Here is a 26171-nt window from a genome sequence, read left to right as displayed (position 1 = left end):
TGGGGCTATGCCGCCAAGGATTGGAAGACGGCCATGAACCAATTCGCTATTCTTTACGCGGATCGGTTTATTCGATCATCCGTGTGAATCTCAAACCCGCCTTGAACACGGAAATCCTGACACCCCCCCGTTAACCCGTGCGGGTTACAGCCAACTCTTCAGTTGCATTATCTTGGGTTGCTATGCGGATGATTGCCATTCAGGAAAGACCTAGTTGTTGCGCTTCCCCTTCTAACTCGACATCTCTCCTACAAATGACAATCTTCTTGCTCCATCCAGTTGATTGCTGGATTACCGCATTCAAAACCAGAAGGCCTCAATAGTCCGCTCTACATCAGTAATACCGTGCTTACACTACGCATCAGGAAGGTAATGGCATCTCCTATTTGTACCCTCATGCACTTGTTTTACGAATATCTATACCGTGATGACGCTATTGATGCAGCTTGGGAAGAATATATAAAAGGGCCCATCAATTGAGTTAGGCAGGGTATCTCCAACCCCTCTTTTAATAATCTGTTGCAATCTGCCACACACGTCCGTCAACTCGATTACACAACAAGGTCAAACGGGGTGATTTTTTACACATTGGCGCTATAAACCAGTTACAGAGAGGGGTTGGGGAACTTTTCTGTTGAGGTGCTGCTTCAGCTACCTTATGGCTGTGTTGATTTATGGCTAATCCCCATGTCAATCACCTTACCCAAGGAGGCTTCCATGCCAGCAAAGAAAACATCAGCCAAAAAAGCATCGCCAAAGGTTGCTGCTTCATCCGCTCCAAAAGCACCTCTCAGCGTTAAAAGCGCCCCCGAGGCTCCAGCTGATAAGAAAAAAGCAAAGAAATAGCAGCATCATTAATTTGGCATATGTAAAGCGCGCACACCCTGCGCGCTTTTTTTTACCGAGTCTTTCCTAAAGGCGCCTATTTCTGGCCCTTCAGTGAATAGCCAAATCGAAGCTTTGTTGCTCAGGCTACTGGTTCTACGGGCACTCTCTACACCCTATCGACTCCAAAGAACATGAGGGCCATCACATAATACGAAGACGCATAACTTGGTATCCTATGATTACCTTGTCCTTTACCCTGTATGGAATGCTATGTGCCAACATTTGGTGAAGTTCTCTCGCATAGCGCTTGGCACCACACGATGTACTTCTCTATACGGACCTAACATGCGATCGCTCCTTATCTCTTTATGCCTGTCCTGCAACTTGTTTGCTCATGCCGCTGCCATACCTGGACAGCCAGCGCCTCCCTTTGCCCTTACAGACCAGCAGGGGCAGAAACGAGCCAATGAGCAGTTCATAGGCAAATGGTTGGTCCTGTATTTCTATCCGAAGGCAGATACACCAGGCTGTACCGAAGAAGCACACAGCTTTCGGGACGATATTGACCTTTTACGTACATTGAGTGCGGAGGTGGTTGGCGTCAGTACCGACTCTATTGCCGACATTCAGGCATTCAGTAAGAAACACCAGCTACCCTTCGCGCTACTAGCCGATCCCGGTGGCGTTGTCTCAGCACGCTACGACGCACTATTGGATCTTGGTGTTATGAAATTCGCCAAGCGCCACACTTTCCTGATTGACCCACAGGGCCGCATCGTCAAACGCTACACCGATGTGGATACCAAGACTTACGCTAAAACCATCATTAACGACCTACGTGCAATGACCGGGAAACAATGAAACATGTACATGGAGATCAATGTACCCGCCCTTCTCTTTCCCGCTATTTCGCTATTGTTATTAGCATACACCAATCGTTTTCTCGGTCTTTCCAGCGTTATCCGAAAACTGCACGAGGACTATAAAGCGAATCCGGATACCAAAATCCTGCGCCAGATTGCCAACCTGCGCCGCCGGGTTGCCCTGATTCGAAGCATGCAGGCTGCAGGAGCAAGCGCCATGCTGCTTTGTGTGCTTTGCATGTTTCTGATTTTCTTTGACATGCAATCTGCAGCTCATATTGTGTTTGGTATCAGCTTGTTCGCTATGCTTCTCTCATTGGGAATATCGATTAGTGAGATACGCATGTCGAGTGATGCACTAAATATTTTGTTGGCGGATATCGAAGACGATTTGGCAAGCCATACTGGGAACTAAACCCATTCTTTGAAATGAGTCACCGTAATTCTAATAATTCCATGACGATGGCGTATTAACAGGCAAAGCAGTGCGTATTGCAGGCTAGAATAGATAGATGGAAAAACTAGGTCATTACCGCATTAAGGAAACGCTGGGCGAAGGCGCGATGGGTGTCGTCTATCGTGCCGTAGATGAGCGACTCGATCGGACAGTCGCCATCAAAGTGCTTCGCTTACACCTGAACGCGGCAGAAAGAGCGGAATATGCCGCTCGTTTACAGCAGGAAGCCCGCTCGGCAGCCCGGCTCAACCATGCTGGCATCATCACCATGTTCGACTGTGGCGATGAAAATGGTCATGCCTATCTGGCCATGGAATTTGTTGAAGGTAAGACGCTACAATCGCTATTGGATCAAGGTATTCGCTTACCCCTGAATCGGGTATTGAAACTGGCAGACCAGTTGTTTGCCGCTTTGGCCTACGCGCATGAAAACGGCGTCGTCCACCGCGATATCAAGCCTGCCAACCTGATGTTGAAGGCCGATGGCAAACTCAAGATTACCGACTTCGGCATTGCCCAGCTCCCTACCAGCGACCTGACACGCACCGGCACCATTATTGGCTCTCCACGCCATATGGCGCCAGAACAGATAGAGGGCAAGAAACTGGACGGGCGAGCCGACATATTTGCCGCAGGGATCGTGTTGTATGAGGTACTGACAGGGAAACGGCCCTTCGATGGCGATCATATGGCCAGCATCGCCTACAAGATCTTGCATGAGAAACCAGCCGACATCCGCAGCCTGAATCCCACGGTACCGGACTGGTTGGTCGACGTTGTTATGCGGTGCCTCGAGAAAGCGCCTGAAGCCCGCTTTATTACTGCAAAAGAAGCCCGTGGCGCGCTGCGTGAGGTACAGCTGCCTAAGACAGAACCAGTACCGGCTCCTGTCAGCAACCCTGCACCTCCCCCCGCTCCTAAGCCTAAGCCCACTTCATCACCTATGGTGGAGAAACGCTCAAAAAAAACCGAGCTGCCTATCCTGCCTATCATCGCTGCGACGGCAGGGGTTCTCCTCATTGGGGTAGGATTTCTCTGGCTGCGCCACGATACCCGGCCAACTACGCCCAAGACGCCTAACAGCCAATCTGTCCAACCTGCTGTGGCGACTACTCCTGTACCGCCGCCAGCGCCGGCACCTACAGAACCACCTTCTGCCCCGATAGAATCCAAACCTGAACCAGGAACCACGTCGGAAGCAGGTGCAACAACACCATCGAGCCTGAACGAAATGCTCGAAAGTGAGCCAACCAAACCCGGCACTGAGACGACAACGGAGACTCCCGCACCCGTTCCCACACCGGCAACGAAACCTTCACGCCCTGCTTACAAACCGCCGGTTGAAAAGCGTAAGCCTAAGCCAACCTATGTAGAACCCAAACGAGAAGAACAACCCGCCCCTCAGCCAAAGCCTGCACCTGCGCCTACACCCGCCAAACATGCCGAACCGACCCCGGCACCGAAAAAAGAAGATGGAAACCTTTGGCAAAAAATTACCGGCTGCGATAGCTCTGGACGCTGCCCAACACCGAAGAAACGCGAAACACGTGATCGCTAGGTATATACCCGCCACCCAGCTTTCTAATAGAACTTGGGGTCAAGGTTTCTCACGAGCTGCCCTCAACTTAGGGCAGAACAGTGCAGAAACGGAAATGCATGTGGAAAGAGCAGTGCATAAGCCCTGATCACGGCTGTAAAGTTATGTTGTGAACAGCTTCGTATGCTGCGTGTTTGGCAACCTGCTACGGACTGCTAAGATAAGTTCATGATAAAAGATCAACGTCCCCCAGTTAGTGCCAACGCACCAAGCACCCCGGGCGTTTCCAGCACAGCCAATCGTGAATTTAAATTCACTCGGCAGGATTTCGATCGTGTTAAGCAATTAATCTACGATTACGCTGGCATTGCACTGAATGACAGCAAACAGGACATGGTTTATGGTCGTTTGGCCAAGCGATTGCGGGCACACAACTTCAGTACCTTTCAGGAGTATCTGGTACTGCTGGAACGGGGTAACGAAGCAGAGTGGGAAGCGTTTATCAACTCGCTGACCACCAATCTCACCTCATTCTTCCGAGAGGCACATCATTTCCCAGTCTTGATCGAGCATCTACGCGCAAATAAAGCTAACGGGACGCTGAATATCTGGTGCTCGGCCTCATCGACAGGCGAAGAACCCTGGTCACTCGCTATCACCGCTGCCGAAGCTTTTGACAGTCTGAAACCCCCTGTCAAAATTATCGCGACAGATCTCGACACCAATGTGCTCAAAACCGCGCAGGCAGGTGTATATAGCTTTGATAAAGTCGACAAGCTTACCCCATCACAATTAAACAAATTCTTCACGAAACGCAGTGACGGGCAGTTTGAAATCAAACCGGAACTGCGGGATATGATGACCTTCCGCCGCCAGAATCTGATCGAGCCTCATTGGTCTATACGTGGTCCACTCGATGCTATCTTCTGCCGCAATGTGATGATCTACTTCGATCGCGCCACACAGCTGAAGATTCTGGAGCGCTTCGCCCCATTGTTACACCCCAATGGCCTGCTCTTTGTAGGCCATTCGGAAAACCTGTATCACGCCACGCATCTGTTCAAGCTTCGTGGAAAAACAGTCTATACCTTGGAAAAATAGCTTCCAGCTTATTACAACAGACTGAGAGCAAGTGCTAAAACAAAAGGCACCTTTTCAGGTGCCTTTTGTTTTAGCGAGGGGCAACTATCAAGGTCTCTCGACCTTGTGCAAGCCGCGTAACTTTTGCAGATAAGAAGCTAATTCCATCTGCGCATTGGCGCTGTTAATACTATCCACCAATCCCTCGCGCATTGCCGGTTCCATTGGGGTTGAAACAGAGGCCACCGCTACCTTGTACAGCGTATACCCAGCAGGTGACTCCAAACCGGTATAGGCGGACGCCTTTTCCTTAGCAGCCACCGAAAAAATAGCGTTCAGGTCGGGCTTAGCCAAGCCTTGCGGCTGTAGACGACTTAGCGTCTTAGCTGGCTGCCAACTCAAAGAGACTACTTCGCCCTTTTGTAACGCGGCCAACGCCTTTTTACCTTCTTCCAGTGCTTTGGCTTTAGCACGGTCCGTCTTCAGCTGCTCCGCGATCTTGCCGGAAACCTCTGCCAAGGTTTGCACCTTTGCAGGCTCATGTTGAACCACCCGCGCGGCCAACAAGGTTCCTGGTTTCAACTCAATCGCTTCAGTATTGTGCTTCTTATTCAAGACATCATCGGTAAACAGCGCTTCCCGGACCTTGGCTTCATTCAGCATTGCATCTGTAGCAGCGTCTTTGGTCAGCCAGTCACTTTCACGGGCAGTAAGTTTAAACGCGTCTGCAGCAGGCTTAAGACTATCCGCTTGCTGATAAACCAGATCAGAAAACTCGTCACGCGCCTGTTCAAAACGCTTCTGCGCCATTTCCTGCTTCAGACGCTGTTCGACCACCGGCTTCACATCGTCAAACGACTTAGAGCGGATATCGTCCACCATTAAGATGTGGTAGCCGTACTCTGTTTCAACTACCCCACTGATTTCGCCCTTTGCCAACTTGAACGCAGCTTCCTCGAACGGCTTCACCATGGCACCACGGCCGAAATAACCCAATTCCCCACCTTGCGTTGCGGAGCCCGGGTCCTGTGACTTTTGCTTGGCCAGCTCAGAAAAACTGGCTGGGTTCTGCTTAAGCTGACCAAGTAATGTTTCTGCCGTCTTCTTTGCAGTAGCACGTTGTTCTGCCGTGGCTTTAGCATCTGCGCTGATCAGAATATGCCGCACCCTGCGTTCTTCCGGTGCCAACTCTTTCTTGTTTGATTCGTAAAAAGCTTTTACTTTTTCCGCGTCGACCGTCAGCCCCGCAGCCATCTCGTCACGAGATAAAACTACGTAGGAAACCTTTACGCGCTCTGGCAAACTGAATTCACGCTGATTGGTCTCGTAATACTTTTTGACATCAGCATCAGACACATTGATCTGCCCAGCATATGCAGCTGGCAAGAATTGGAACCCTGCCACTTCCCGTGACTCCGCCAGGGCATTTACCACACGGTCGGCAGCAAGCTGCGAGCCAAAACCACTGATGCCTACTGCGCCCGCCAATAATTGCAAACGCAAATCTTCCCGCATCCGGGATTCAAACTGCTCAACCGTCATTTGCCGTGCGGCCAACAGGTCCTTGTAACGGTCGACACTAAACTTCCCATTCTCTTTGAATGCGTCGATGGTCATGATCTGATCACGCAGCTGCGCATCGCTGGCAACAACATGGCGGCTACCCGCTTCGCTCAGCAATACCTGGCGCTGTACCAGTTCCTGCAAAAGCTTGGCTTTGGCAACATCGGCCAAGGGCTCACCATTGGAAGCCATCGCCAAGTCGCGTTCCGTAATCTTTACGCCATTCACTTTCGCCAGGTAGGGTTCGCCAACACTTGCGCTATAACCGGCTACACCACCGCCCACTAGCAACCCTAAACCAACCAGGCCGAGCGCAACGGCCACCAAAGTTCGATTGTTATGTACAAATTCAAACATCGGATACGCATCTCCACGCCAAAACCGGCGTTATGGTGGATAAGCCGAAAAGGCAATAAAAAAGGGCGAACTATAAAGTTCACCCTTTTTGTCTGGCGGAGCGGACGGGACTCGAACCCGCGACCCCCGGCGTGACAGGCCGGTATTCTAACCAACTGAACTACCGCTCCAGATTCGGTACTACGCCCGAGTGAGTGGCTATTAAAGCATTCGAATCGGTCGTTTATTAAACTGGTGGGTGGTGACGGGATCGAACCGCCGACATTCTGCGTGTAAGGCAGACGCTCTACCAACTGAGCTAACCACCCATTGTTGTTGCTTGTGAAGCGAAACAAGGGACAGGTCGTTTTTTGAAACATACCAACCTGACAAGACCGCAACTATACCTTAGCTTTTTGCAGTTTACCAGCATGGAATCTAGATTTTTTGCATGGTATTGATTTTATTACCCCGGCCTTATTACAACTTATGCGTCTACCCCCTAATCCAGCAGAAAATCTCGGGGGCTGATACGAATAAAGCCACATCCACCCCAAACAAACAGGGCTTTTGTGGCTTTAAACGTAATGAGGAAAGTCTAGTGCTTAGTTAATACCGCAGTACCCGCTGCAGGAGGCGTCACAGCCTCTGCCGGCGCTACAGCAACCTCAGCAGATTGTGGTACAGGCTGGCGCTCCAAAGCCAAGGTCAATACCTGGTCGATCCACTTCACAGGATGGATTTCCAGCTTCTGTTTGATGTTGTCCGGAATCTCCACCAAGTCCTTCATGTTTCCATCTGGAATCAGAACATGCTTGATACCGCCGCGATGGGCTGCGAGCAACTTTTCTTTCAGGCCACCGATCGGCAATACTTCCCCACGCAAGGTTATTTCACCCGTCATGGCAACATCTGCCCTCACCGGAATGCCTGTAAGGATGGACACCATTGCAGTCGTGATAGCGATACCAGCCGAGGGGCCATCCTTTGGTGTGGCGCCCTCCGGTAAGTGAATATGAATGTCATGCTTCTGATAGAAGTCTATGTCCACACCCAGGCTGGCGGCACGACTACGCACGACAGACAAGGCCGCTTGAATCGATTCCTGCATTACCTCACCCAGCTTACCGGTCGTAATCATCTTCCCTTTACCGGGTAACGAAACCGCCTCAATGGTCAGCAATTCACCGCCCACTTCAGTCCAAGCCAAACCGGTAACCTGGCCAATCTGATTGCTCTCTTCAGCCAGACCATAAGTGTACTTGCGCACGCTTAAGTACTTTTCCAGATTCTTGGCGCTGACCGTAACTTTCTTCTCGGTCGGCTTGAGCAGCAATGCCTTGACCACCTTGCGGCAAATCTTTGCCACTTCACGATCCAAGCTGCGCACGCCCGCTTCTCGGGTATAGAAGCGAACGATATCGCGCAATGCTGTTTCCTGGATTACCAGCTCATTTTCCTTCAGGCCATTGGCTTTCATTTGCTTTGGCACCAGGTACTTATGAGCGATATTAACCTTCTCATCCTCCGTGTAGCCTGCCAAGCGGATGATTTCCATCCGATCAAGCAACGGTGCAGGGATGTTCAATGAATTGGCTGTCGCCACAAACATCACATCCGACAGGTCATACTCGACCTCAATATAATGATCGACAAAGTTCTGGTTCTGTTCGGGATCCAGCACCTCTAATAAGGCTGATGAGGGATCACCACGGAAGTCCTGCCCCATCTTGTCCACTTCATCGAGTAGAAAGAGCGGGTTCTTCACCCCGGCCTTGGTCATGCTCTGAAGAATCTTACCGGGCATTGAACCGATATAGGTACGGCGATGGCCACGGATCTCGGCCTCATCCCGTACACCACCAAGCGCCATACGGATGAACTTACGATTGGTTGCGCGAGCGATAGACTGCCCCAAGGAGGTTTTACCCACGCCAGGAGGTCCTACCAAACACAAGATCGGCGCCTTCAGCTTGTCTACACGTTGCTGTACAGCGAGATACTCAACAATACGTTCCTTGACCTTCTCCAGACCGTAGTGGTCTTCTTCCAGCACAAGATCAGCCCCTGCCAGATCGTGACTGATCTTGGTCTTCTTCTTCCAGGGCAAACCGATCAAAGTATCGATGTAGTTGCGCACCACCGTGGCTTCAGCCGACATGGGCGACATCATCTTCAGCTTCTTCAGTTCAGCCTCTGCCTTGGTCTTAGCTTCTTTGGGCAAGCCGGCCGACTTGAGTTTCGTTTCCAACTCATCGAGCTCGGCACCCTCTTCATTCTCGCCCAGCTCTTTCTGTATCGCCTTCACCTGCTCGTTGAGGTAATACTCCCGCTGACTCTTTTCCATCTGCCGCTTAACACGACCACGGATACGCTTTTCCACCTGCAGAATGTCCAGCTCTGCCTCAAGCTGCTTAAGCAGATGCTCCAAGCGCTCGCCCACATTGAACATTTCCAGGATGTCCTGCTTCTGTTCGAGCTTAAGGGGCAGGTGGGCAGCAATCGTATCGGCCAAGCGACCGGCACGCTCTATCCCCGCCAACGAGGTCAACACCTCAGGCGGAATCTTTTTGTTCAGTTTCACAAACTGGTCGAACTGCCCCAGTAAAGCACGGCGCATCGCTTCTGTTTCAGTATCTTCAGCCGCATCCATAGGAACAGGATGAGCTGTCGCCGTAAAGAAGCCTTCATGTTCCTGAATCTCATCCACCAAGGCACGTTGCGTACCTTCAACCAGTACCTTCACCGTACCGTCGGGCAACTTGAGCATTTGGAGAATCGTAGCCACGGTACCGATATCGTACATATCGCTTGCCGAGGGCTCATCCTTAGCTGCATTTTTCTGTGCCAGAAGCAAAATTTGCTTACCGGCTTCCATAGCGGTTTCCAAAGCGCGGATAGATTTAGGCCGACCAACAAATAGCGGGATGACCATATAAGGGAAAACCACCACATCACGCAGCGGGAGCAGCGGTAAGTCAATGGCGTGAGAAGGTAATTCAGCGTGCTGGGACATAGATGGCATCCAGTGCGATAGTCAATGGCTGGAAGATGGGGTTTTAACGGACATTTTTCAATTGCCCACAGAACCATATTCACCGAAATATAACCAGTATGGCAATAAATCTGCGCAAAAAAAGAAACCGCCCTAAGGCGGTTTCTCTCTACATAACTGCAATCAAGCTACGCAGCTTGGACCTGCTGAGGGTCAGCATGCACCAAAATCGGCTGCCCACCATTCTCGATTACATTCTCGTCGATAACGACTTTCTGAACGTTCTCTTGCGAGGGCAGTTCATACATCGTCTCCAACAATGCGCCTTCAATAATCGAACGCAAACCACGCGCACCGGTCTTACGAACCAATGCCTTACGCGCAATCGCCACCAAAGCTTCCGGGCGCACTTCCAGCTCAGCACCTTCCAGCTCAAATAGCTTCTGGTATTGCTTGACCAAAGAATTCTTCGGTTCGGTCAGTATCGTTACCAGCGCTGCCTCATCCAGCTCATCCAAGGTTGCCACTACAGGCAGACGACCTACGAACTCTGGAATCAAGCCGAATTTGATTAGATCTTCCGGCTCGGTTTCCCGCAATGTCTTACCAACGCTCTTGCTTTCATCCTTGGAATGGACTGAAGCACCGAAACCAATACCGCTTTTCTGTGAGCGCTGACGAATAACATTGGCCAGACCATCGAAAGCACCACCACAGATAAACAGAATGTTGGTGGTGTCGACCTGCAGAAACTCCTGATTAGGATGCTTACGACCACCCGATGGCGGAATCGACGCAACCGTACCTTCAATCAGTTTCAACAGCGCCTGTTGCACACCCTCGCCCGATACATCGCGAGTAATTGAAGGATTGTCTGACTTACGCGAAATCTTGTCGATCTCATCGATGTAGATAATCCCACGCTGTGCTTTCTCGATATCCCAATCGCACTTTTGCAAGAGCTTGGAAACGATATTCTCAACGTCCTCACCGACATAGCCGGCTTCAGTCAGCGTGGTGGCATCCGCCATGACGAAGGGTACATCCAACAGGCGCGCCAAGGTCTGAGCAAGCAAGGTCTTACCAGACCCCGTCGGGCCAATCAACAGGATATTGGACTTCGCCAGCTCCACATCACCAGCTTTAGCCGCAGGATTAGCCAACCGCTTGTAATGGTTGTACACCGCGACAGCCAGGGACTTCTTGGCTTTGTCCTGTCCAATCACATATTGGTCTAGCGATTGACGGATCTCGGCTGGCGTAAGCAGCTTTCCTGTAGTACCTGTCTTGGCTGCCGTCGCACCACCAGCACCCGACTGCAACTCCTCACGGATAATGTCATTGCATAGCTCGATGCACTCGTCGCAAATGAATACTTGCGGGCCTGCAATCAGCTTGCGTACTTCATGTTGGCTTTTGCCGCAGAAGGAACAGTAAAGGAGTTTCTCTTTGTCAGTCATGGCAACCTCGCCATTGAAATGATTGCTCGAGCAATGTTGTCCTGATGAGTAAGAGCAGGTAAAACCAGCCCCTCCTCATATCAGGCTATAACGTCGCGCGAGTTAATTACCTTGTCGACCAGACCATAGGACTGGGCTTCTTCGGCAGTCATAAAGTTATCGCGATCACTATCGCGTGTAATTTCTTCCAAGCTACGGCCAGTATGCTCGGCCATCAATTTATTCAACCGCTCGCGCAAGCTGAGAATGTACTTGGCATGGATCTCGATATCTGTTGCCTGCCCCTGGAAGCCACCCAGCGGCTGATGGATCATCACTGTCGAGTTCGGAAGCGCATAACGCTTGCCCTTCGTACCGGCTTGCAGCAGAAACGCCCCCATGCTCGCAGCCATACCCACACACAAAGTAGAAACATCCGGTTTGATGAACTGCATCGTGTCATAGATCGACATGCCTGCAGAAATCGAACCACCTGGGCTGTTGATGTACAGAAATATGTCCTTGTCGGGATTTTCCGACTCCAAGAACAGCATCTGAGCAACCACAAGGTTTGCGGTGGCATCGTTTACCGGTCCCACCAGAAAAATCACGCGCTCTTTCAACAGCCTTGAGTAAATGTCGTAGGCCCGTTCACCACGGCCGCTCTGCTCAATGACCATGGGCACATAGCCCAAGCCCTGCGGCTCGGTATGTGTCGTATTCCAATCAGCTTGATTCCAGGTGCTCATAGTGTCCCGACTAAGTATGTGGCGATAGAAGAAATGGCCAGGAAGCAAACGGGCCCGGCCGGCCTATACCCTAAGGTGAGGCGGACGAGCCCGTTTTCAATACTGCAAGTAAAGTCTTATGCAGCTTGCTGCTGACCCATCAACTCATCGAAAGAAAGCTGTTTTTCAACGGTCTTGGCCTTAGCAAACACGAACTCGACCACATTGTCTTCCAAAGCCAATGACTCAGGCCCTTCGAGACGATCACGGCTGCCATAGTACCACTTGACCACTTCTTCCGGGTGCTCGTAGCTTTCAGCAAACTCAGCCACAATAGACTTGACTTGTTCAGGCTTGGCTTCCAGTCCATTGGCACGCACTACTTCCGCCAGAATCAACCCCAAACTGACACGACGCTTAGCCTGCGCTTCAAACAGATCAGGCGGCAGCGGCATGTTCTTAGGATCAAAACCACGCTGCTTCATTTCTTCACGAGCTTGCTCGGCCAAACGGCCGATTTCAACACCGATCAGCGACTTCGGCACATCAAGCGGTGTTACATCAAGCAAAGCCTGCATGACTGTCTCTTTAGCGCGAGCGGTCAGACGACGCTTCACTTCACGCTCAACATTCTTGCGAATCTCAGCCTGCAACTTGGTTACATCACCATCGACGATGCCCATGGCCTTGGCGAAATCGGCATCAACAGCAGGCAGATTGGCACCAGCCACATTCTTAACTGCCACAGTGAACTGAGCTGTCTTGCCAGCCACTTCCTTGCCTTGATAGTCCTCAGGGAAGACCAAGTCGAAAGTCTTGGTCTCATCTTCCTTCATACCAAGGACAGCGTTGTCAAACTCAGGCAACATCTGGCCTTCGCCAGCCAGAAAAGCGTAGTTATCGCTGGAACCACCCTGGAAGGCCACGCCGTCGATCGTACCCTTGAAGTCAACAATAACGCGGTCACCCTTCTGGGCAGCGCGTTCAACGCGTTCGAACTTGGTACGCTGCTTACGCAGGATTTCGATTGTCTTCTCGACTTCAACATCAGAGATAGTCAATACAGGACGCTCAAGCTCCTTACCAGACAGGTCACCCACCACTACTTCTGGGTAAACCTCAAATATCGCTGCAAAGGCAAACGATTCGCCTTCAGCAGGCTTACCTTCAAAACGTGGATATCCAGCAATGCGGAGTTTTTGCTCCTGCACTGCCTTGGCAAAAGCGGTTTGCACTTGTTCGCCAAGCACTTCTTCACGAACTTGTGGGCCATAGTTGGCAGCCACCATCTTCATCGGGGCCTTACCTGGGCGGAACCCCTGGATTTTAGCTGTGCGGGCTACACGCTTTAGGCGGGCATCCACGGCGGATTCGATATCGGCAGCAGGGATGGCGATGTCGAGACGGCGCTCGAGTTGGCTCAGCGTTTCCAGTTGTGCTTGCATGTGGATCGATCCTGTGTTGCGACATTCATGTCGTGAAATCGCCGGCAAGTGCCGGCGATTGCTTTTAAATCTGTGGTGCGAGCGGAGAGACTCGAACTCTCACGCCTTGCGGCGCTGGAACCTAAATCCAGTGCGTCTACCAATTCCGCCACGCTCGCGCTTTCACGTACCCACTTTCAGGGAAGCCAGCCTTGTCGGCCACATTAACACAGCACCCCTTGTTTGCAGTGAGTCGGCGATTATAGGGCAGACTCGGGGGAAAAAACAAACCCAATGGACAATTTTCATTGGCGCGTACGCCAATAGCCCGGCACAGCCCATGCAGCGCTTGGCGCGTCGCCTTGTCCCTGTGTCATACTGACAACTCTATTTCTTCGCATAAAAACCTTCTCACCTACCCGGTGCCTAACCGCCGTGACTACGCTGCGACTTTTTCCCCACGAATCCGCCCTCCCTGCCAGTTCAACGACAGAAGTCGAGTGGCGCCTATTGGATGGCACACGCACACGCGGCGGCCGCGCCACGTTGGCTCAGTTGCCCAAAGCTGAGCGCATCGAGCTCTTTTTACCCCCAGCACGCATTCTAAGAGCGGCCGTTACCCTCCCTGCTGGCGCGCGCAAACAGGCGCGCAAGCTTTTACCGTTTGCGTTGGACCAGGTCCTGCTCGGTGAACCCACAGAACAACACCTGGCCTATGCCTTTGTTGATGAGGAATGCCGGGTAGCCGCCATCCAACGAAGTCTGTTGGCTGACCTACTCAATACACTTAGCGAAGTTGGCCATCGTCCACGTGCGAGTTGGTCTGCAGATGTCCTAGCACCTTCCGATGGCAGTGTTCTGCTCTGGTGCGGCAACGGTTGGGCTCGCAGAGATGGATCTACCGCCCAATGGTTTGATGCTTCGACCCCTCACCACCCACCACCTCTATTGGCAGCCAGCCTGGGAGAAGTACCACCAACTACTCTGGCCATTGCGGAGGAACATGCAGGTAACCTAGACCTGACAGCTTGGCAAGGGGTGCTTGGCAGCGACTTGCGTGTCCTTGATCATGACCCGCTGAGCCTACCAATCCAGCGCGATGCGATTGACCTGATGCAAGGTGAGTTCGCCAGCGGCCCTCAGCTCGATTTTGACTGGCCCAAATTACGTGCCACGGCTTATCTGGCCGGCGCTGCATTGATATTGGCGACTATTACATTGGTTGGCCAGTGGTGGTCATGGCGTGCCGAGGAAAAAGCCCTGAAGCAAGAAATGAATAGCGCTTTTCTGGCGGCCTTTCCTGGTACGCCGGTTGTCGACGCCCAATTGCAGTTGCAAAGCAAATTGCAAACCGGAGCAGGAACAAACACCGCAACGCCTGTTAGCGATGCTGCGCTGGCCAAGTTGCTGAGCCTGGCGCCACGATTCGCCGCAGGTGCCGATATCAAATTAGTCGGTTTGAATTACCAGGATGGCCGTATCAGTGCGGAATACAATGCCAAACCTGATCAGATTACCAGCTTGGTCCAGAGCTTACAGTCTCTTGGCAAAGTGGAAACAACCAGTGCTGCTGACGGCCGCGTAAAGCTAACCCTGACCCCGCAATAGACCAACATGAACGCAGCCTTTTCCCCCTTGATGGAATACTGGAAGCAGCGCAACAGCCGGGAACAAGCCATCTTGTTACTTGGTGCGGCCATATTGTTGTTCGCGCTTGTGTACTCCCTACTCATCGACCCGATCACCACAGACCGCGCACGCCTGGAGAAGAATCTACCCACACTGCGTGCCGACACAGCACGTTTCGCCCGGGATTTGGCATTGGCTACCGGCAAAGGCAACAGCAGCCAGAAGGCTGATTTGCCTGGGCTTGCCACTGCTGCAGGGCTACCCAACGACGCCGTCCGTTTGAATGGTGCCAAGCAGGCGACAATGCATGCCAAGGCAGCAGACTGGCCCCTGATTACAAAACTTTTAGCAGATGCAGAAACACAAGGTTGGACACTGAAGAAACTTCAGGTCAATTCCCCAGACGGCGATACCGCGGTGGATGTCGATGTGGAGTGGCAGCGATGAAGCGATTGAGTTGGGTCTGGTGGGTAGCGTTGTTGTTACTTACCCTGCTGTTTATGGTTGTTCGTCTGCCTGCGAGCTTGGTTAGCACCATCATAGCCGCACAGACAGGCAATAAATTCACGCTTGCCGGCACCAGTGGGAGCATCTGGCAAGGGGCTGGCCAGCCAGTAGTCGATGGGCAAGCCTTGGCCGAGCAGCTTACTTGGCAATGGCGCCCGGCTGACCTGTTAAAAGCCAGCATTGGTTACGACCTGAAACTCGACACCGGGCAGGCCCAGCTGAATCTTGGTCCCAAGGACATCAGCTTGCGCAATGCAGACCTCACGATTGCAGCAAGCCCCCTGTTCAAACTTGCCGAGCGTACCCGCGCTTATGGGCTAACCGGGCAGCTTCGCCTAGCTACTACTGAACTGCACTGGCCGACCAAACAGTCGGAAGGTCAGCTCAGTGTTGACTGGCGCGGTGCTGGTTCGAGTCTGGCGCCAACAATGCCTGTACTGGGTGATTATCGGGCCAACCTTTCACCGGCAGGCAATGCGTGGCAGATACAGCTTAGTACACTTAGCGGTCAGTTGCTTCTGAATGGTTCGGGCAACTGGCAAGCCAGCCAGGGGCTGACTGCAGAAGTCACACTGCAAGCCTCCCCCGGTTCCGCACCAGCTCTTGCACCCTTTCTGAACCAGATTGGTGACGGCAGTCCGGAAACACCACGTCGCCTTCAATTCAACTTACGCTAGCCACTCGCCGCCTGCCACTTGGGCCGGGTAAAATACCCGTTTCCGATATTCTCTTCCCGGCCCAACAAATGACTGTCCGCACCCGTTTTGCCCCCTCCCCCACAGGCCTGTTGCATATTGGCGGCGTTCGTACTGCGCTCTTCAGCTGGGCGTATGCCCGCAAGAACAAAGGCGTATTCGTACTGCGTATTGAAGATACCGATCTCGAACGCTCAACGCCCGAATCAGTACAAGCTATTCTGGACGGCATGCATTGGGTAGGACTGGGCTATGACGAAGGTCCGTTCTATCAGATGCAGCGGATGGAGCGGTACAAGGAAGTCATCCAGGAAATGCTGCTGGCCGGTACGGCTTACTATTGCTACACCAGCAAGGAAGAGCTGGACCAGATGCGCACCGAAGCTGAAGCGCGTGGCGAAAAACCCCGTTATGACCGCCGCTGGCGGCCCGAGCGTGACAAGACACTCCCACCAAAGCCCGAAGGTGTGCAACCCGTCGTACGTTTTCGTAACCCGATTGAGGGCGTCGTTGCATGGGATGATGCCGTCAAAGGCCGCATCGAAATCGCCAACAGCGAACTGGACGACTTGATTATCGCCCGCCCAGATGGCACGCCTACTTATAATTTTTGCGTTGTGGTGGACGACCGGGACATGGGTATCAGCCATGTAATTCGGGGCGATGACCACGTCAACAACACACCGCGCCAGATCAATATCCTGACCGCTTTGGATGCTCCATTGCCAGTGTATGGCCACCTGCCGATGATCCTGAATGCCGACGGCCAGAAAATGAGTAAGCGCCGCGACGCCGTCAGCGTGGTTGACTATAGCGAACAGGGCATCCTGCCGGAAGCGTTACTGAACTATCTGGCGCGCCTTGGCTGGGGGCACGGCGACGACGAATTCTTCACTATGGATCAGTTTGTCGAATGGTTTGACTTGAAGAACGTCAGCCCCAGCCCTTCGCGTTTCGACCGCGAGAAGATGCTGTGGATCAACCAATTGCATATGAAGGCGGCCGACAACAGTCGCCTAGCTGCTCTGACACGTCCATTCCTGGAAAAACTCGGCTGCGATACCAACCAAGGCCCTGCGCTAGCTGACACAATCGCACTGCTGAAGGACCGCGTGACCAATCTGGTAGATCTGGCTCAACAGGCGACCTACTTCTACCGCCACGATGCCGCACCCACAGAGTTAGCCACACAGCATTTGACTGAGGAATCCCGTGCCCGGCTCGGTCGCTTTCAACTGGTGCTGGCCGATACTACCTGGGAAGTCCCCGCGCTTTCAGCAGCCATCAAAGCTTTTGTCACCAGCGAAGGCGTGAAGATGCCTCTGGTTGGCATGCCATTACGCGCAGCAGTATGTGGCACGACGCAGACCCCTTCGATCGACCTGGTGTTGACGCTGCTGGGTAAAGAAGAGGTGCTGAAGCGCTTGAAACATACGCTGGCCTAAAACCCATTCACGATCTTGCTGCGCAGTTAGATCGTGAACATGCACCAAAAAGCCTGCTTTATGTCGCAGATACAACAAGCCACTCTTCGGTGGCTTGTCTGTTTTTAGCGCTACACCCGCACCAATCAACGCTTACATACTCATACAGCATCCAGTTTTGGTACCCGTTTGTCCATTAGGCACCAAGCAGGCATCCAGTAGCCAGTTTTGACCCGAACTCCCTCATATCCAAGGACTATTCAGGCTTTCAGTCAGTCATTTACGCTATTAGCCCATGTACTTTGTGTAATGCAGCAGAGCGTAAATCGTCTTACCCACCTGCTGCATACCCTACATTCCCAGCACCACCCCTCCGATATCACCAGGAGAAAAAGGTGGTCATTGGCTGCTATGCTAGGGAAAAGGCGATTTTATGCCGGCTGCCGCCCCCAAGCGCGGACACTTTTCCGGTAAAATTCGTCCCCTCTCCCAGCTCAACCGACCGGTTCGCAATCCATGCCCACCCTTCTTAAGCTGCGCGGCGGCCTTGCTCTCTCCGCCTTCCGTATCGAAAAATTGCTCAATGACTTGCAATCAGCAGGTGTCCGTGACTTGGCACCCTATGCCGAGTTCTGGCATTTTGCTGAAGTGGAAGGCGCGCTAAGCGCCGATGAAGAAGCCAAGCTAGGTAAGATTCTTAGCGACGGAAATGCTGCAGAACCGGCCCGGGCAGCGGGCAGCATGATTCTGATCACACCACGTATTGGTACTATTTCCGCCTGGTCATCCAAAGCCAGCGATATCGTCCATCTCTGTGGTCTGAGCAAAGTGCTTCGGGTGGAACGCGGCATGGCGCTGTATGCCGGCCGCAAGCTCAGTGCGGCGGAACTCGCCACGCTTGCGGAGGTAGCTCACGACAGGATGACCGAAACAGTGCTGCCGAACTTTGACGGCATCGATGCTTTGTTCCGTCACGCCAAACCACAACCATTGACCAGTGTGGATATCCTGGGTGGTGGCAAAGCTGCACTGGAGAAAGCCAATAGCGATATGGGCCTTGCGCTCAGCGCCGATGAAATCGACTATCTGGTCAAGAACTTCAAAAAACTCAAGCGCAATCCGAACGACATCGAATTGATGATGTTCGCCCAGGCAAATTCAGAACATTGTCGGCATAAGATCTTCAATGCCGACTTCATCATTGATGGCGAGAAGCAGGACAAATCGCTATTCGGCATGATCCGCGACACCCACGCTGCCCACCCCAAGGGCACCGTAGTAGCTTATTCGGACAATGCCTCGGTTATCGAAGGCGCCAAGATCAAGCGCTTTTACCCACAAGCAGGCAACCAGGCCTATTCCTATAAGCAGCGGCCTACCCATATCCTGATGAAGGTGGAAACCCATAACCACCCGACGGCCATTTCGCCTTTTGCCGGCGCGGCCACAGGTGCGGGTGGTGAGATTCGTGACGAAGGTGCTACCGGCCGTGGTTCACGTCCCAAAGCAGGGTTAACTGGTTTCAGCGTTTCCAATCTCAATATTCCCGGCTACAAGCAACCGTGGGAAGTTTATTCAGACAGCCAGCTTGAGTATGGCAAACCCAACCGTATCGTTTCCGCCCTGCGCATCATGCTGGACGGCCCCATTGGCGGCGCAGCCTTCAATAACGAGTTCGGCCGCCCCAACCTGACCGGTTACTTCCGTACCTTCGAAGAAAAGGTCACCGGTGAGGTACGTGGCTATCATAAGCCCATCATGATTGCCGGCGGTCTTGGCAATATCGATGCCGACCACGTGGGCAAGCAGGATATTCCTGCTGGTGCGCTGATCATCGTCCTGGGTGGCCCAGGCATGCTGATTGGCCTGGGTGGTGGTGCCGCATCATCCATGGATACCGGAACCAACGCTGCTGACCTTGATTTTGATTCGGTACAGCGTGGCAACCCGGAAATTGAACGGCGTGCGCAGGAAGTGATCGACCGCTGCTGGCAGCTGGGCGATAAGAACCCCATCCTCAGCATCCACGATGTGGGAGCGGGTGGCCTTTCCAATGCCTTGCCCGAACTGGTCCATGGTGCCGAACGCGGCGCTCAGTTCAAGCTGCGTGACATCCATATCGAAGAAAAGGGCATGTCCCCGCTTCAGATCTGGTGCAACGAGTCGCAAGAACGTTACGTTTTAGCTATCCCGGCCGATGCGCTCGATACATTCCGCGCTATTGCCGAACGCGAGCGTTGCCCTTTTGCCGTCGTCGGCACCGCCACGATGGAAAAGCAGCTGGAGGTTGCAGACAGCCACTTCCGCAACAAGCCGGTCGATATGCCGATGGATGTACTGCTTGGCAAACCGCCCAAAATGAGCCGCGATGTGAAGCGCTTGAAGCGCGATATCCCGACATTCGATTCCAGTTCGCTGGACCTGCACGACGCGACCTACCGCGTGCTGCGCCTGCCTTCGGTTGCCGACAAACGCTTCCTGATCACCATTGGCGATCGCACCGTCGGCGGTATGACAGTCCGCGACCAGATGGTTGGTCCGTGGCAGACACCGGTTGCCGACGTTGCTGTCACCGCCATGGGCTTTGATACCCATCACGGCGAAGCCATGGCGATGGGTGAACGTACACCGCTTGCGCTGATCTCCTCACCGGCTTCCGGCCGCATGGCGATCGGCGAAGCGCTGACGAACCTTGCTGCCGCGCCGATTGCCAAGCTGGGCAATGTGAAGCTGTCCGCTAACTGGATGGCCGCTGCTGGTCATCCAGGTGAAGACGCCAATCTGTTCGACACAGTGCAGGCTGTACGTGACTTGGCGATTTCGTTGGGCATCAGCATTCCAGTTGGCAAAGACAGCCTGTCGATGAAGACCGTCTGGAAAGACGAGCAAGGCGACAAAGCCGTAATAGCGCCGTTGTCGCTAATCGCCACAGCCTTCGCGCCAGTCACCGACGTACGCCGTACGCTGACGCCGCAGCTCAAGTCCGACCAGGGAGATACTGACCTGATCCTGATTGACCTGGGTAAAGGTAAGTGCCGCCTTTCCAGCTCGGCGCTGGCCCAGGTGTACAAGCAGGTGGGCAACCACGCACCCGACCTGGAAGATACTCAAGCTCTGGCAAGCTTCTTCACGGTGGTGCAGCAGTTAAATGCCAACGGCAAGATCCTGGCCTACCACGACCGTAGTGATGGCGGCCTGATGGTCACCGTTGCCGAAATGATGTTTGCGGGCCATGTCGGCGTGACGCTCGACGTGGACGAAGTATGTATCGAACGTCGTCGCACCGAACGTGAGTATGGTGATGTGACACCAGAATCCGTCGCACGTGCCGACAATGGCCGTCTGATGGGTGTGATGTTCAACGAAGAACTGGGTGCCGTATTGCAAGTACGCCGCAGCGACACGAATACGGTCATGGCAGCCTTCTTCGCCGCCGGCATCCGTAGCCAGCTGCATGTCATCGGTACACTGAATGATGATGATCGGCTGAAGATCAAGAAGCGTAACCGCCTGGTCTTCAACGAGACCCGGGTGGATCTGCAAAAGGCTTGGTCCGAAACCAGTTGGCAGCTTCAACGTCTGCGCGATAACCCAATCTGCGCCGACAGTGAATACGCGTTGATCGATGAGAGAAATTCCCGCGGCCTTTACGCCGAGCTGAGCTTCGACCCCAACGATAACGTTGCCGCACCGTACGTTGCCAAGAAGACGCAACCCAAGATCGCTATCCTGCGCGAGCAAGGTGTAAACGGCCAGGTTGAAATGGCCGCCGCATTCGATCGCGCCGGCTTTGGTGCTGTCGATGTCCACATGTCCGATATCCTCAGCGGCCGGGTTTCGTTGAAGAACTTCCAAGGTTTTGCTGCCTGTGGTGGTTTCAGCTATGGCGATGTGCTGGGTGCCGGCGAAGGTTGGGCCAAGTCGATCCTGTTCAACACCCGTGCTCGCGACGAGTTCGAAGCCTTCTTCAAACGGGCCGACAGCTTCGCGCTGGGCGTCTGTAATGGCTGCCAGATGATGTCCAACCTGTCGGAAATCGTCCCCGGTGCGGATGCCTGGCCGAAATTCCGCCGCAATGCTTCCGAGCAGTTCGAAGCGCGGCTGGTCATGGCCGAAATCACCAACAACCCCTCGCTGTTCTTCGGTGGCATGGGTGGATCAAGGCTGCCGGTGGTTGTATCGCATGGCGAAGGTAGAGCGGTATTCGGGCAGGATGCGCATCGCAAGTCTGTGCTAACTGCACTGCGCTATATCGACGACCGCGGCAACCCAACCGAGGTTTATCCGCTCAACCCCAACGGCTCGCCCGATGGTATTGCCGGCGTCACTACTGCCGATGGGCGTTTCAGCATCATGATGCCGCACCCGGAACGCACCTTCCGTACCGTCAATATGAGCTGGCATCCAGATAGCTGGGGTGAAGATGGCGCCTGGCTGCGCATGTTCCGCAATGCCCGTAAATGGTTGGGTTGATTCCAAGCCCTTAGACGCGTGTTAAGCAAAGCCTGGTGGCGTCACTGGGGGCCGGCAGTAATACTGTGGCTCCTGGTGATTGCTGGTTTCTACCTCTGTATTGACTGGCTGATTCAACGGCAAGCCATGCCCAACCGGATCAGCAATCTAAGCGGCCGGGTGCTTGAGCTACAACGGGCACGCGATGGACATTACCGTTTGGAAGGTCGGATCAATGGCCAACTGGTCCGGTTGATGCTGGATACCGGCGCCAGTGGCGTCTCGCTGGATGAACGTCTCGCCAACAGACTGCATTTACCACGTGGCCAAACCATCCTGCTTTCTACCGCAAATGGAACAGTAGAGGGCAATTCGACACGTATCGATGAATTGCGGCTGGGTGATATCGTACTGCGTGATATCCCGGCTACTGTTGCGCCAAACTTCGGCGAGCCGGGTGAAGTACTGCTCGGTATGAGCGCCCTCCGGCATCTGGAAGTCAGCATGCGTGGCGATACCTTGACCATCAGCGTGCCAAACCAGCCGTAAGCCTACCCCTATCTCCTTGCCTACCCCTTTGTGACCATCTCGAATCAAGCCCTTTCACTGCTGCAGACCGTATTCGGTTATGAACGCTTTCGCGGCCGGCAGGCTGAGATCGTTGCCCACCTTGCAAATGGTGGCGACGCCTTGGTGCTTATGCCCACAGGTGGAGGGAAATCGCTTTGCTACCAGATTCCTGCTCTGCTGCGCGAAGGCTGCGCCGTCGTCGTGTCACCCCTGATTGCTTTGATGCAGGATCAGGTCGAAGGGTTACATCAGCAGGGCGTCAACGCCGCTTTTCTCAACTCGACCCAAAGTCTTGAGGAAACCCGGGAAGTGGAACGGCGCTTCATGGCCGGTACGCTCAAGCTGTTGTATGTCGCACCAGAAAGGCTGCTGACGCCACGCTTTCTCGGGCTCATGGAAAGCGGCCCGGTTGCGTTGTTTGCGATTGATGAGGCGCACTGCGTATCGCAATGGGGGCATGACTTCCGCCCGGAATATATCGGCCTGTCGCTATTGCACGAGCGCTTCCCGCAGATACCGCGTATCGCCCTGACCGCCACAGCAGATGCGGCCACGCAACGTGAAATCGTACAACGCTTGGCGTTGGAAGATGCAGCGCAATTTATTTCCAGCTTCGACAGACCGAACATCCGTTATCGCATCGTCGAGAAAGACAATGCCAAGAAACAGCTGCTTGCCTTTATCGAGCGCGAGCATGATGGCGATGCAGGCATTGTTTATTGTCTTTCGCGCAAACGGGTCGAAGACACTGCCCAGTTTCTGTCAGACAACGGGATTACCGCCCTGCCCTACCATGCCGGTATGACAGCGGACCTCCGGGCCCGTAACCAGACCCGCTTCCTGCGCGAAGATGGCATTGTGATGGTGGCAACCATTGCCTTTGGTATGGGGATCGATAAACCCGATGTCCGATTTGTGGCGCATATCGACCTGCCTAAGAGTCTGGAAGGCTATTACCAGGAAACCGGCCGTGCTGGCCGGGACAGCTTGCCGTCCAACGCCTGGCTGGCCTATGGCCTGAATGATGTGATGCAACTCAAGGAGATGATCGAAGGCGGTCAGGCCCCTGAAGCCCAGAAGCAGGTGGAGCGGCAAAAGCTCAATGCCATGCTGGGACTGGCTGAGACTGTGGTCTGCCGCCGGCAGGTCATCCTGAATTACTTTGGAGAAGCATCGCAACCCTGCGGCAATTGCGATAACTGCCTTATCCCGCCCACGACCTGGAATGCGACCGATGCCGCACGTAAAGCACTGAGCTGCGTCTTTCGCACGGGTCAACGTTTTGGAGCGGGGCATATCATTGATGTACTGCTGGGTAAAGCCACCGACAAAGTCAAACAACACTTCCACGACCAGGTAAGTACATTCCGCATCGGGACCGATCTATCCGAAGCCGCATGGCGGTCGGTTTTGCGCCAGCTGCTGGCTGCCGGTTTTTTGCAAACCGAGCCTGAATTCGGCGGCTTACAGTTAACCGACACATCACGACCATTATTACGCGGAGAGCTGGAACTGCATCTGCGCGGTCTGCCTGAAAAGAAACGCGAAAAAACCGAACGCGAAAAGAAACGCCCTGCCAGCCTCGACATCCTGCCAGCCGACGAAAGCCTATGGCAATCTCTGCGGGCAAAACGCCGCGAGCTTGCGGACCAGCAGAGCGTACCGGCCTATTTGATCTTTACCGATGCCACCCTCAAGGCCATGTTGGATGCAAGACCCAGCAGCTTGGCTGATATGGCGCATGTCTCTGGCGTCGGTACGCAGAAGCTGGAGCGCTATGGGCAGGCTTTCTTGGATATCCTACAAGCGGATTTCGGCTAAGAGCCGCTAACAAAGCCCTTATGGCGTTGTTGTGTAAGCTTGCCGTACCCGCGTACTGTCTGCGCTTACACCGCTTCGCTGGGTTTTGTTAGCGGCTCTAAGAACCTGCTTACGATCTACCACGAGCAGCTGTCGCAGGGTGAAAACCGGAATGTACTTGGGTGCATGAGTGCTTCAAGCAGCACATAAGCCCTGATCACAGCTGCGTAGTAAAATTGTGAACAGGTTCTAATCCATTGCCAGCTTCGATAGGCTGTCCGGGTCATTGGCATTGATCCAACTCCCCTCGAATGCCACTTCCAACACGCCTACCGAGTCCTGCCAGGGAATTACCGCATATTGATGCGCATCCAAAGCCAACCGCAGCGCCGGCAATGCCGTCTGATGGATGAGGCAGCACAAAGGCTGCACTCTGTCCCCTGCCTTCGCCCGGATAATCGGGGCCTGCTCGCGTACAGCCCATAAGCGAGGCAACAGATCAGTCGGGAGCTTTGGCATATCGCAAGGCAGTACGAACAACCAGTCCGAAAGGCTTGTCATCAGCACCGCTTCGACACCGGCCAATGGACCAGCAAAGCCAAGCCGTACGTCCACTACCACTGGCAGGCCCTTACTGGCATAAATAGCCTGATTACGGTTGGCGGAAAGATAGACTTGGCCGATCAAATCAACCGGCAACTGCTCAAGCACATGCTGGTAGAGCGGCCGCCCAGCCAGTTCAAGCAGTCCCTTGTCGCACCCACCCATACGTTTACCTTGCCCACCGCACAGGATTACCACGTCCGGCCGTTCAGACTTTACCTCAGTCATGGCTGACCCCCAGCAAATGCCGTGGATGGGTATAAACCGTCATGCGCGACTCACGGGTAAAGCCAATCAAACAGACGCCTGCTTCATCAGCCAGCCTGATGGCCAGCGCAGTTGGCGCCGAGATCGCCGCGACGATGGGAAAGCCCGCCGTGGCTACCTTATGCACCATCTCGTAGGAAGCGCGCGAACTGATCACTATCAGACCATCACGGCTTGTGCGGGCATTAGCGCCGATGAGCTTATCGAGCGCATTGTGGCGGCCGACATCCTCACGAACCTGGAACCCCTCCATACACCAAAGCCCGGCAGCATGGACCGCCCCTGTGACAGCATTCAACGGTTGGTGATCTGCAAGCAGCCCCATCGCATTGCTGACTGCGGTATGCGCCACTGCATAGTGCGTGCTCACAACGGGAATAGGCCGGATTGCCTGCTCCAACGTATCCTGCCCACACAAGCCACAACCGGTACGGCCAGTCAGACTGCGCCGCCTTGTCTTGAGCGCCTGAAAACGCACCTCGGTAATACGCAGCTCCAGGCTGATACCGCGTTCGGACGGCACTAACTCGATATCCAGCAGTTCACCGGCATGCTCGATAATGCCCTCGCTCAAGGAAAACCCGAGCGCAAAGTCTTCCAGGTCCAAGGGCGTGGCCATCATCACGGCATGGGAAATGCCGTTGTAAACCAGTGCGACGGGGGTTTCCTCGGCTACCCACTCCTGCCGTGACTGTACCAGCCCCCGTTCAACCCGCAAGGCTTGAACTGCCTGACCACCGGCTAAAGTCATCATGGGTTCTGACATAATACCCGCCCCTTGGCAGTCAACCAGAGTGTGCGTCGTTTGCCTACCTGACGTGTCTCAACCAGGCCAAGCCCACCCAGCTCTGCGCTGCTGCACAACACTGCCAAGGCCCGATTGAGTTGGCTCATACCGATACCCAGCTTCTTGTCCACCTGGTTATCCGATATTCCCTCCCGTTCATTGAGGAGAGTAATGATCGCCATCAATA

Annotated in this window: 20 protein-coding genes and 3 tRNA genes; 12 read left to right on the top strand and 11 right to left on the bottom strand. The window is 53.8% G+C overall.

The genetic code is table 11. The annotated features are described in order from the left end of the window. Positions 1–717: 717 nt before the first annotated feature. From ACUHMQ_RS13315 to ACUHMQ_RS13295, 5 genes are all read left to right on the top strand, one after another. The gene (locus ACUHMQ_RS13315) at positions 718–846 is read left to right on the top strand and encodes a hypothetical protein (protein ID WP_445295948.1); all 129 of its coding nucleotides are present in this window, start codon (positions 718–720) and stop codon (positions 844–846) included. A gap of 327 nt (positions 847–1173) precedes the next feature. Next, a complete protein-coding gene (locus tag ACUHMQ_RS13310) occupies positions 1174–1689 on the top strand; it encodes a peroxiredoxin (protein ID WP_445295947.1) in 516 nt (171 codons plus the stop codon). A 9-nt stretch (positions 1690–1698) separates the two neighbouring features. Beyond that, positions 1699–2106: a DUF2721 domain-containing protein gene (locus tag ACUHMQ_RS13305; RefSeq protein WP_445295946.1), complete on the top strand. Its 408-nt coding sequence runs from the start codon at positions 1699–1701 to the stop codon at positions 2104–2106. Positions 2107–2203: 97 nt separating this feature from the next. Next, complete coding sequence (locus tag ACUHMQ_RS13300) at positions 2204–3706, top strand: serine/threonine-protein kinase (RefSeq protein WP_445295945.1); 1503 nt, start codon at positions 2204–2206, stop codon at positions 3704–3706. A gap of 207 nt (positions 3707–3913) precedes the next feature. Next, entirely contained in the window at positions 3914–4786 is an 873-nt protein-coding gene (locus ACUHMQ_RS13295; RefSeq protein WP_445295944.1) for a CheR family methyltransferase, read from the top strand. 87 nt (positions 4787–4873) lie between these two features. Here the strand turns inward: ACUHMQ_RS13295 and ACUHMQ_RS13290 are convergent, their stop codons facing one another. From ACUHMQ_RS13290 to ACUHMQ_RS13255, 8 genes are all read right to left on the bottom strand, one after another. After that, the gene (locus ACUHMQ_RS13290; RefSeq protein ID WP_445295943.1) at positions 4874–6685 is read right to left on the bottom strand and encodes a peptidylprolyl isomerase; all 1812 of its coding nucleotides are present in this window, start codon (positions 6683–6685) and stop codon (positions 4874–4876) included. A 93-nt stretch (positions 6686–6778) separates the two neighbouring features. Further along, positions 6779–6855, bottom strand: a tRNA-Asp gene (locus tag ACUHMQ_RS13285). Between the two features lie 62 nt (positions 6856–6917). Further along, positions 6918–6993, bottom strand: a tRNA-Val gene (locus ACUHMQ_RS13280). Between the two features lie 269 nt (positions 6994–7262). Continuing rightward, the gene (gene lon / locus ACUHMQ_RS13275; protein WP_445295942.1) at positions 7263–9689 is read right to left on the bottom strand and encodes an endopeptidase La; all 2427 of its coding nucleotides are present in this window, start codon (positions 9687–9689) and stop codon (positions 7263–7265) included. 158 nt (positions 9690–9847) lie between these two features. Then, on the bottom strand, positions 9848–11119 hold the full coding sequence (gene clpX, locus ACUHMQ_RS13270) for an ATP-dependent Clp protease ATP-binding subunit ClpX (RefSeq protein WP_445295941.1): 1272 nt from the start codon (positions 11117–11119) through the stop codon (positions 9848–9850). Between the two features lie 80 nt (positions 11120–11199). Beyond that, on the bottom strand, positions 11200–11847 hold the full coding sequence (gene clpP, locus ACUHMQ_RS13265) for an ATP-dependent Clp endopeptidase proteolytic subunit ClpP (protein ID WP_445295940.1): 648 nt from the start codon (positions 11845–11847) through the stop codon (positions 11200–11202). A 116-nt stretch (positions 11848–11963) separates the two neighbouring features. Continuing rightward, positions 11964–13271, bottom strand: coding sequence for a trigger factor (tig, locus tag ACUHMQ_RS13260; protein WP_445295939.1), 1308 nt, complete (start codon positions 13269–13271; stop codon positions 11964–11966). A gap of 73 nt (positions 13272–13344) precedes the next feature. Beyond that, positions 13345–13429 (bottom strand) — tRNA-Leu (locus ACUHMQ_RS13255). A gap of 256 nt (positions 13430–13685) precedes the next feature. On the opposite strand from ACUHMQ_RS13255, the gene gspL reads away from it, so the two are divergent. The 7 genes from gspL to recQ all read left to right on the top strand — a co-directional run bounded on the left by gspL (position 13686) and on the right by recQ (position 24348). Continuing rightward, positions 13686–14858 carry a type II secretion system protein GspL gene (gspL, locus tag ACUHMQ_RS13250; RefSeq protein WP_445295938.1) on the top strand — a complete coding sequence of 391 codons (1173 nt, stop codon included), beginning with the start codon at positions 13686–13688 and terminating at the stop codon, positions 14856–14858. A gap of 6 nt (positions 14859–14864) precedes the next feature. Continuing rightward, the gene (locus tag ACUHMQ_RS13245) at positions 14865–15326 is read left to right on the top strand and encodes a type II secretion system protein M (RefSeq protein WP_445295937.1); all 462 of its coding nucleotides are present in this window, start codon (positions 14865–14867) and stop codon (positions 15324–15326) included. Beyond that, on the top strand, positions 15323–16063 hold the full coding sequence (gene gspN / locus ACUHMQ_RS13240) for a type II secretion system protein N (RefSeq protein ID WP_445295936.1): 741 nt from the start codon (positions 15323–15325) through the stop codon (positions 16061–16063). Before ACUHMQ_RS13245 ends, gspN begins: the two co-directional genes overlap by 4 nt. A gap of 68 nt (positions 16064–16131) precedes the next feature. Then, positions 16132–17526 carry a glutamate--tRNA ligase gene (gene gltX / locus ACUHMQ_RS13235; protein ID WP_445295935.1) on the top strand — a complete coding sequence of 465 codons (1395 nt, stop codon included), beginning with the start codon at positions 16132–16134 and terminating at the stop codon, positions 17524–17526. Between the two features lie 495 nt (positions 17527–18021). Further along, positions 18022–21978, top strand: coding sequence for a phosphoribosylformylglycinamidine synthase (purL, locus tag ACUHMQ_RS13230; RefSeq protein ID WP_445295934.1), 3957 nt, complete (start codon positions 18022–18024; stop codon positions 21976–21978). A gap of 18 nt (positions 21979–21996) precedes the next feature. Continuing rightward, the gene (locus tag ACUHMQ_RS13225; protein WP_445295933.1) at positions 21997–22506 is read left to right on the top strand and encodes a retropepsin-like aspartic protease family protein; all 510 of its coding nucleotides are present in this window, start codon (positions 21997–21999) and stop codon (positions 22504–22506) included. 30 nt (positions 22507–22536) lie between these two features. Further along, a complete protein-coding gene (gene recQ / locus ACUHMQ_RS13220) occupies positions 22537–24348 on the top strand; it encodes a DNA helicase RecQ (RefSeq protein ID WP_445295932.1) in 1812 nt (603 codons plus the stop codon). A 228-nt stretch (positions 24349–24576) separates the two neighbouring features. Here recQ and mobA read toward each other — a convergent pair whose 3' ends face one another. Genes mobA through ACUHMQ_RS13205 form a run of 3 tightly spaced genes read right to left on the bottom strand, consistent with a single transcriptional unit; the run spans position 24577 to position 26166 of the window. Further along, a complete protein-coding gene (mobA, locus tag ACUHMQ_RS13215) occupies positions 24577–25158 on the bottom strand; it encodes a molybdenum cofactor guanylyltransferase MobA (protein WP_445295931.1) in 582 nt (193 codons plus the stop codon). Then, on the bottom strand, positions 25151–25963 hold the full coding sequence (fdhD, locus tag ACUHMQ_RS13210) for a formate dehydrogenase accessory sulfurtransferase FdhD (protein ID WP_445295930.1): 813 nt from the start codon (positions 25961–25963) through the stop codon (positions 25151–25153). Before fdhD ends, mobA begins: the two co-directional genes overlap by 8 nt. Then, positions 25948–26166 carry a hypothetical protein gene (locus tag ACUHMQ_RS13205; protein ID WP_445295929.1) on the bottom strand — a complete coding sequence of 73 codons (219 nt, stop codon included), beginning with the start codon at positions 26164–26166 and terminating at the stop codon, positions 25948–25950. The genes fdhD and ACUHMQ_RS13205 overlap by 16 nt, the downstream gene beginning before the upstream one ends. Positions 26167–26171: the final 5 nt, after the last annotated feature.

The organism is Chitinimonas violaceus (assembly GCF_052601015.1).
The sequence above is the reverse complement of the archived record's forward strand: the minus strand, read 5'-3'. Positions and strand labels throughout refer to the sequence as shown.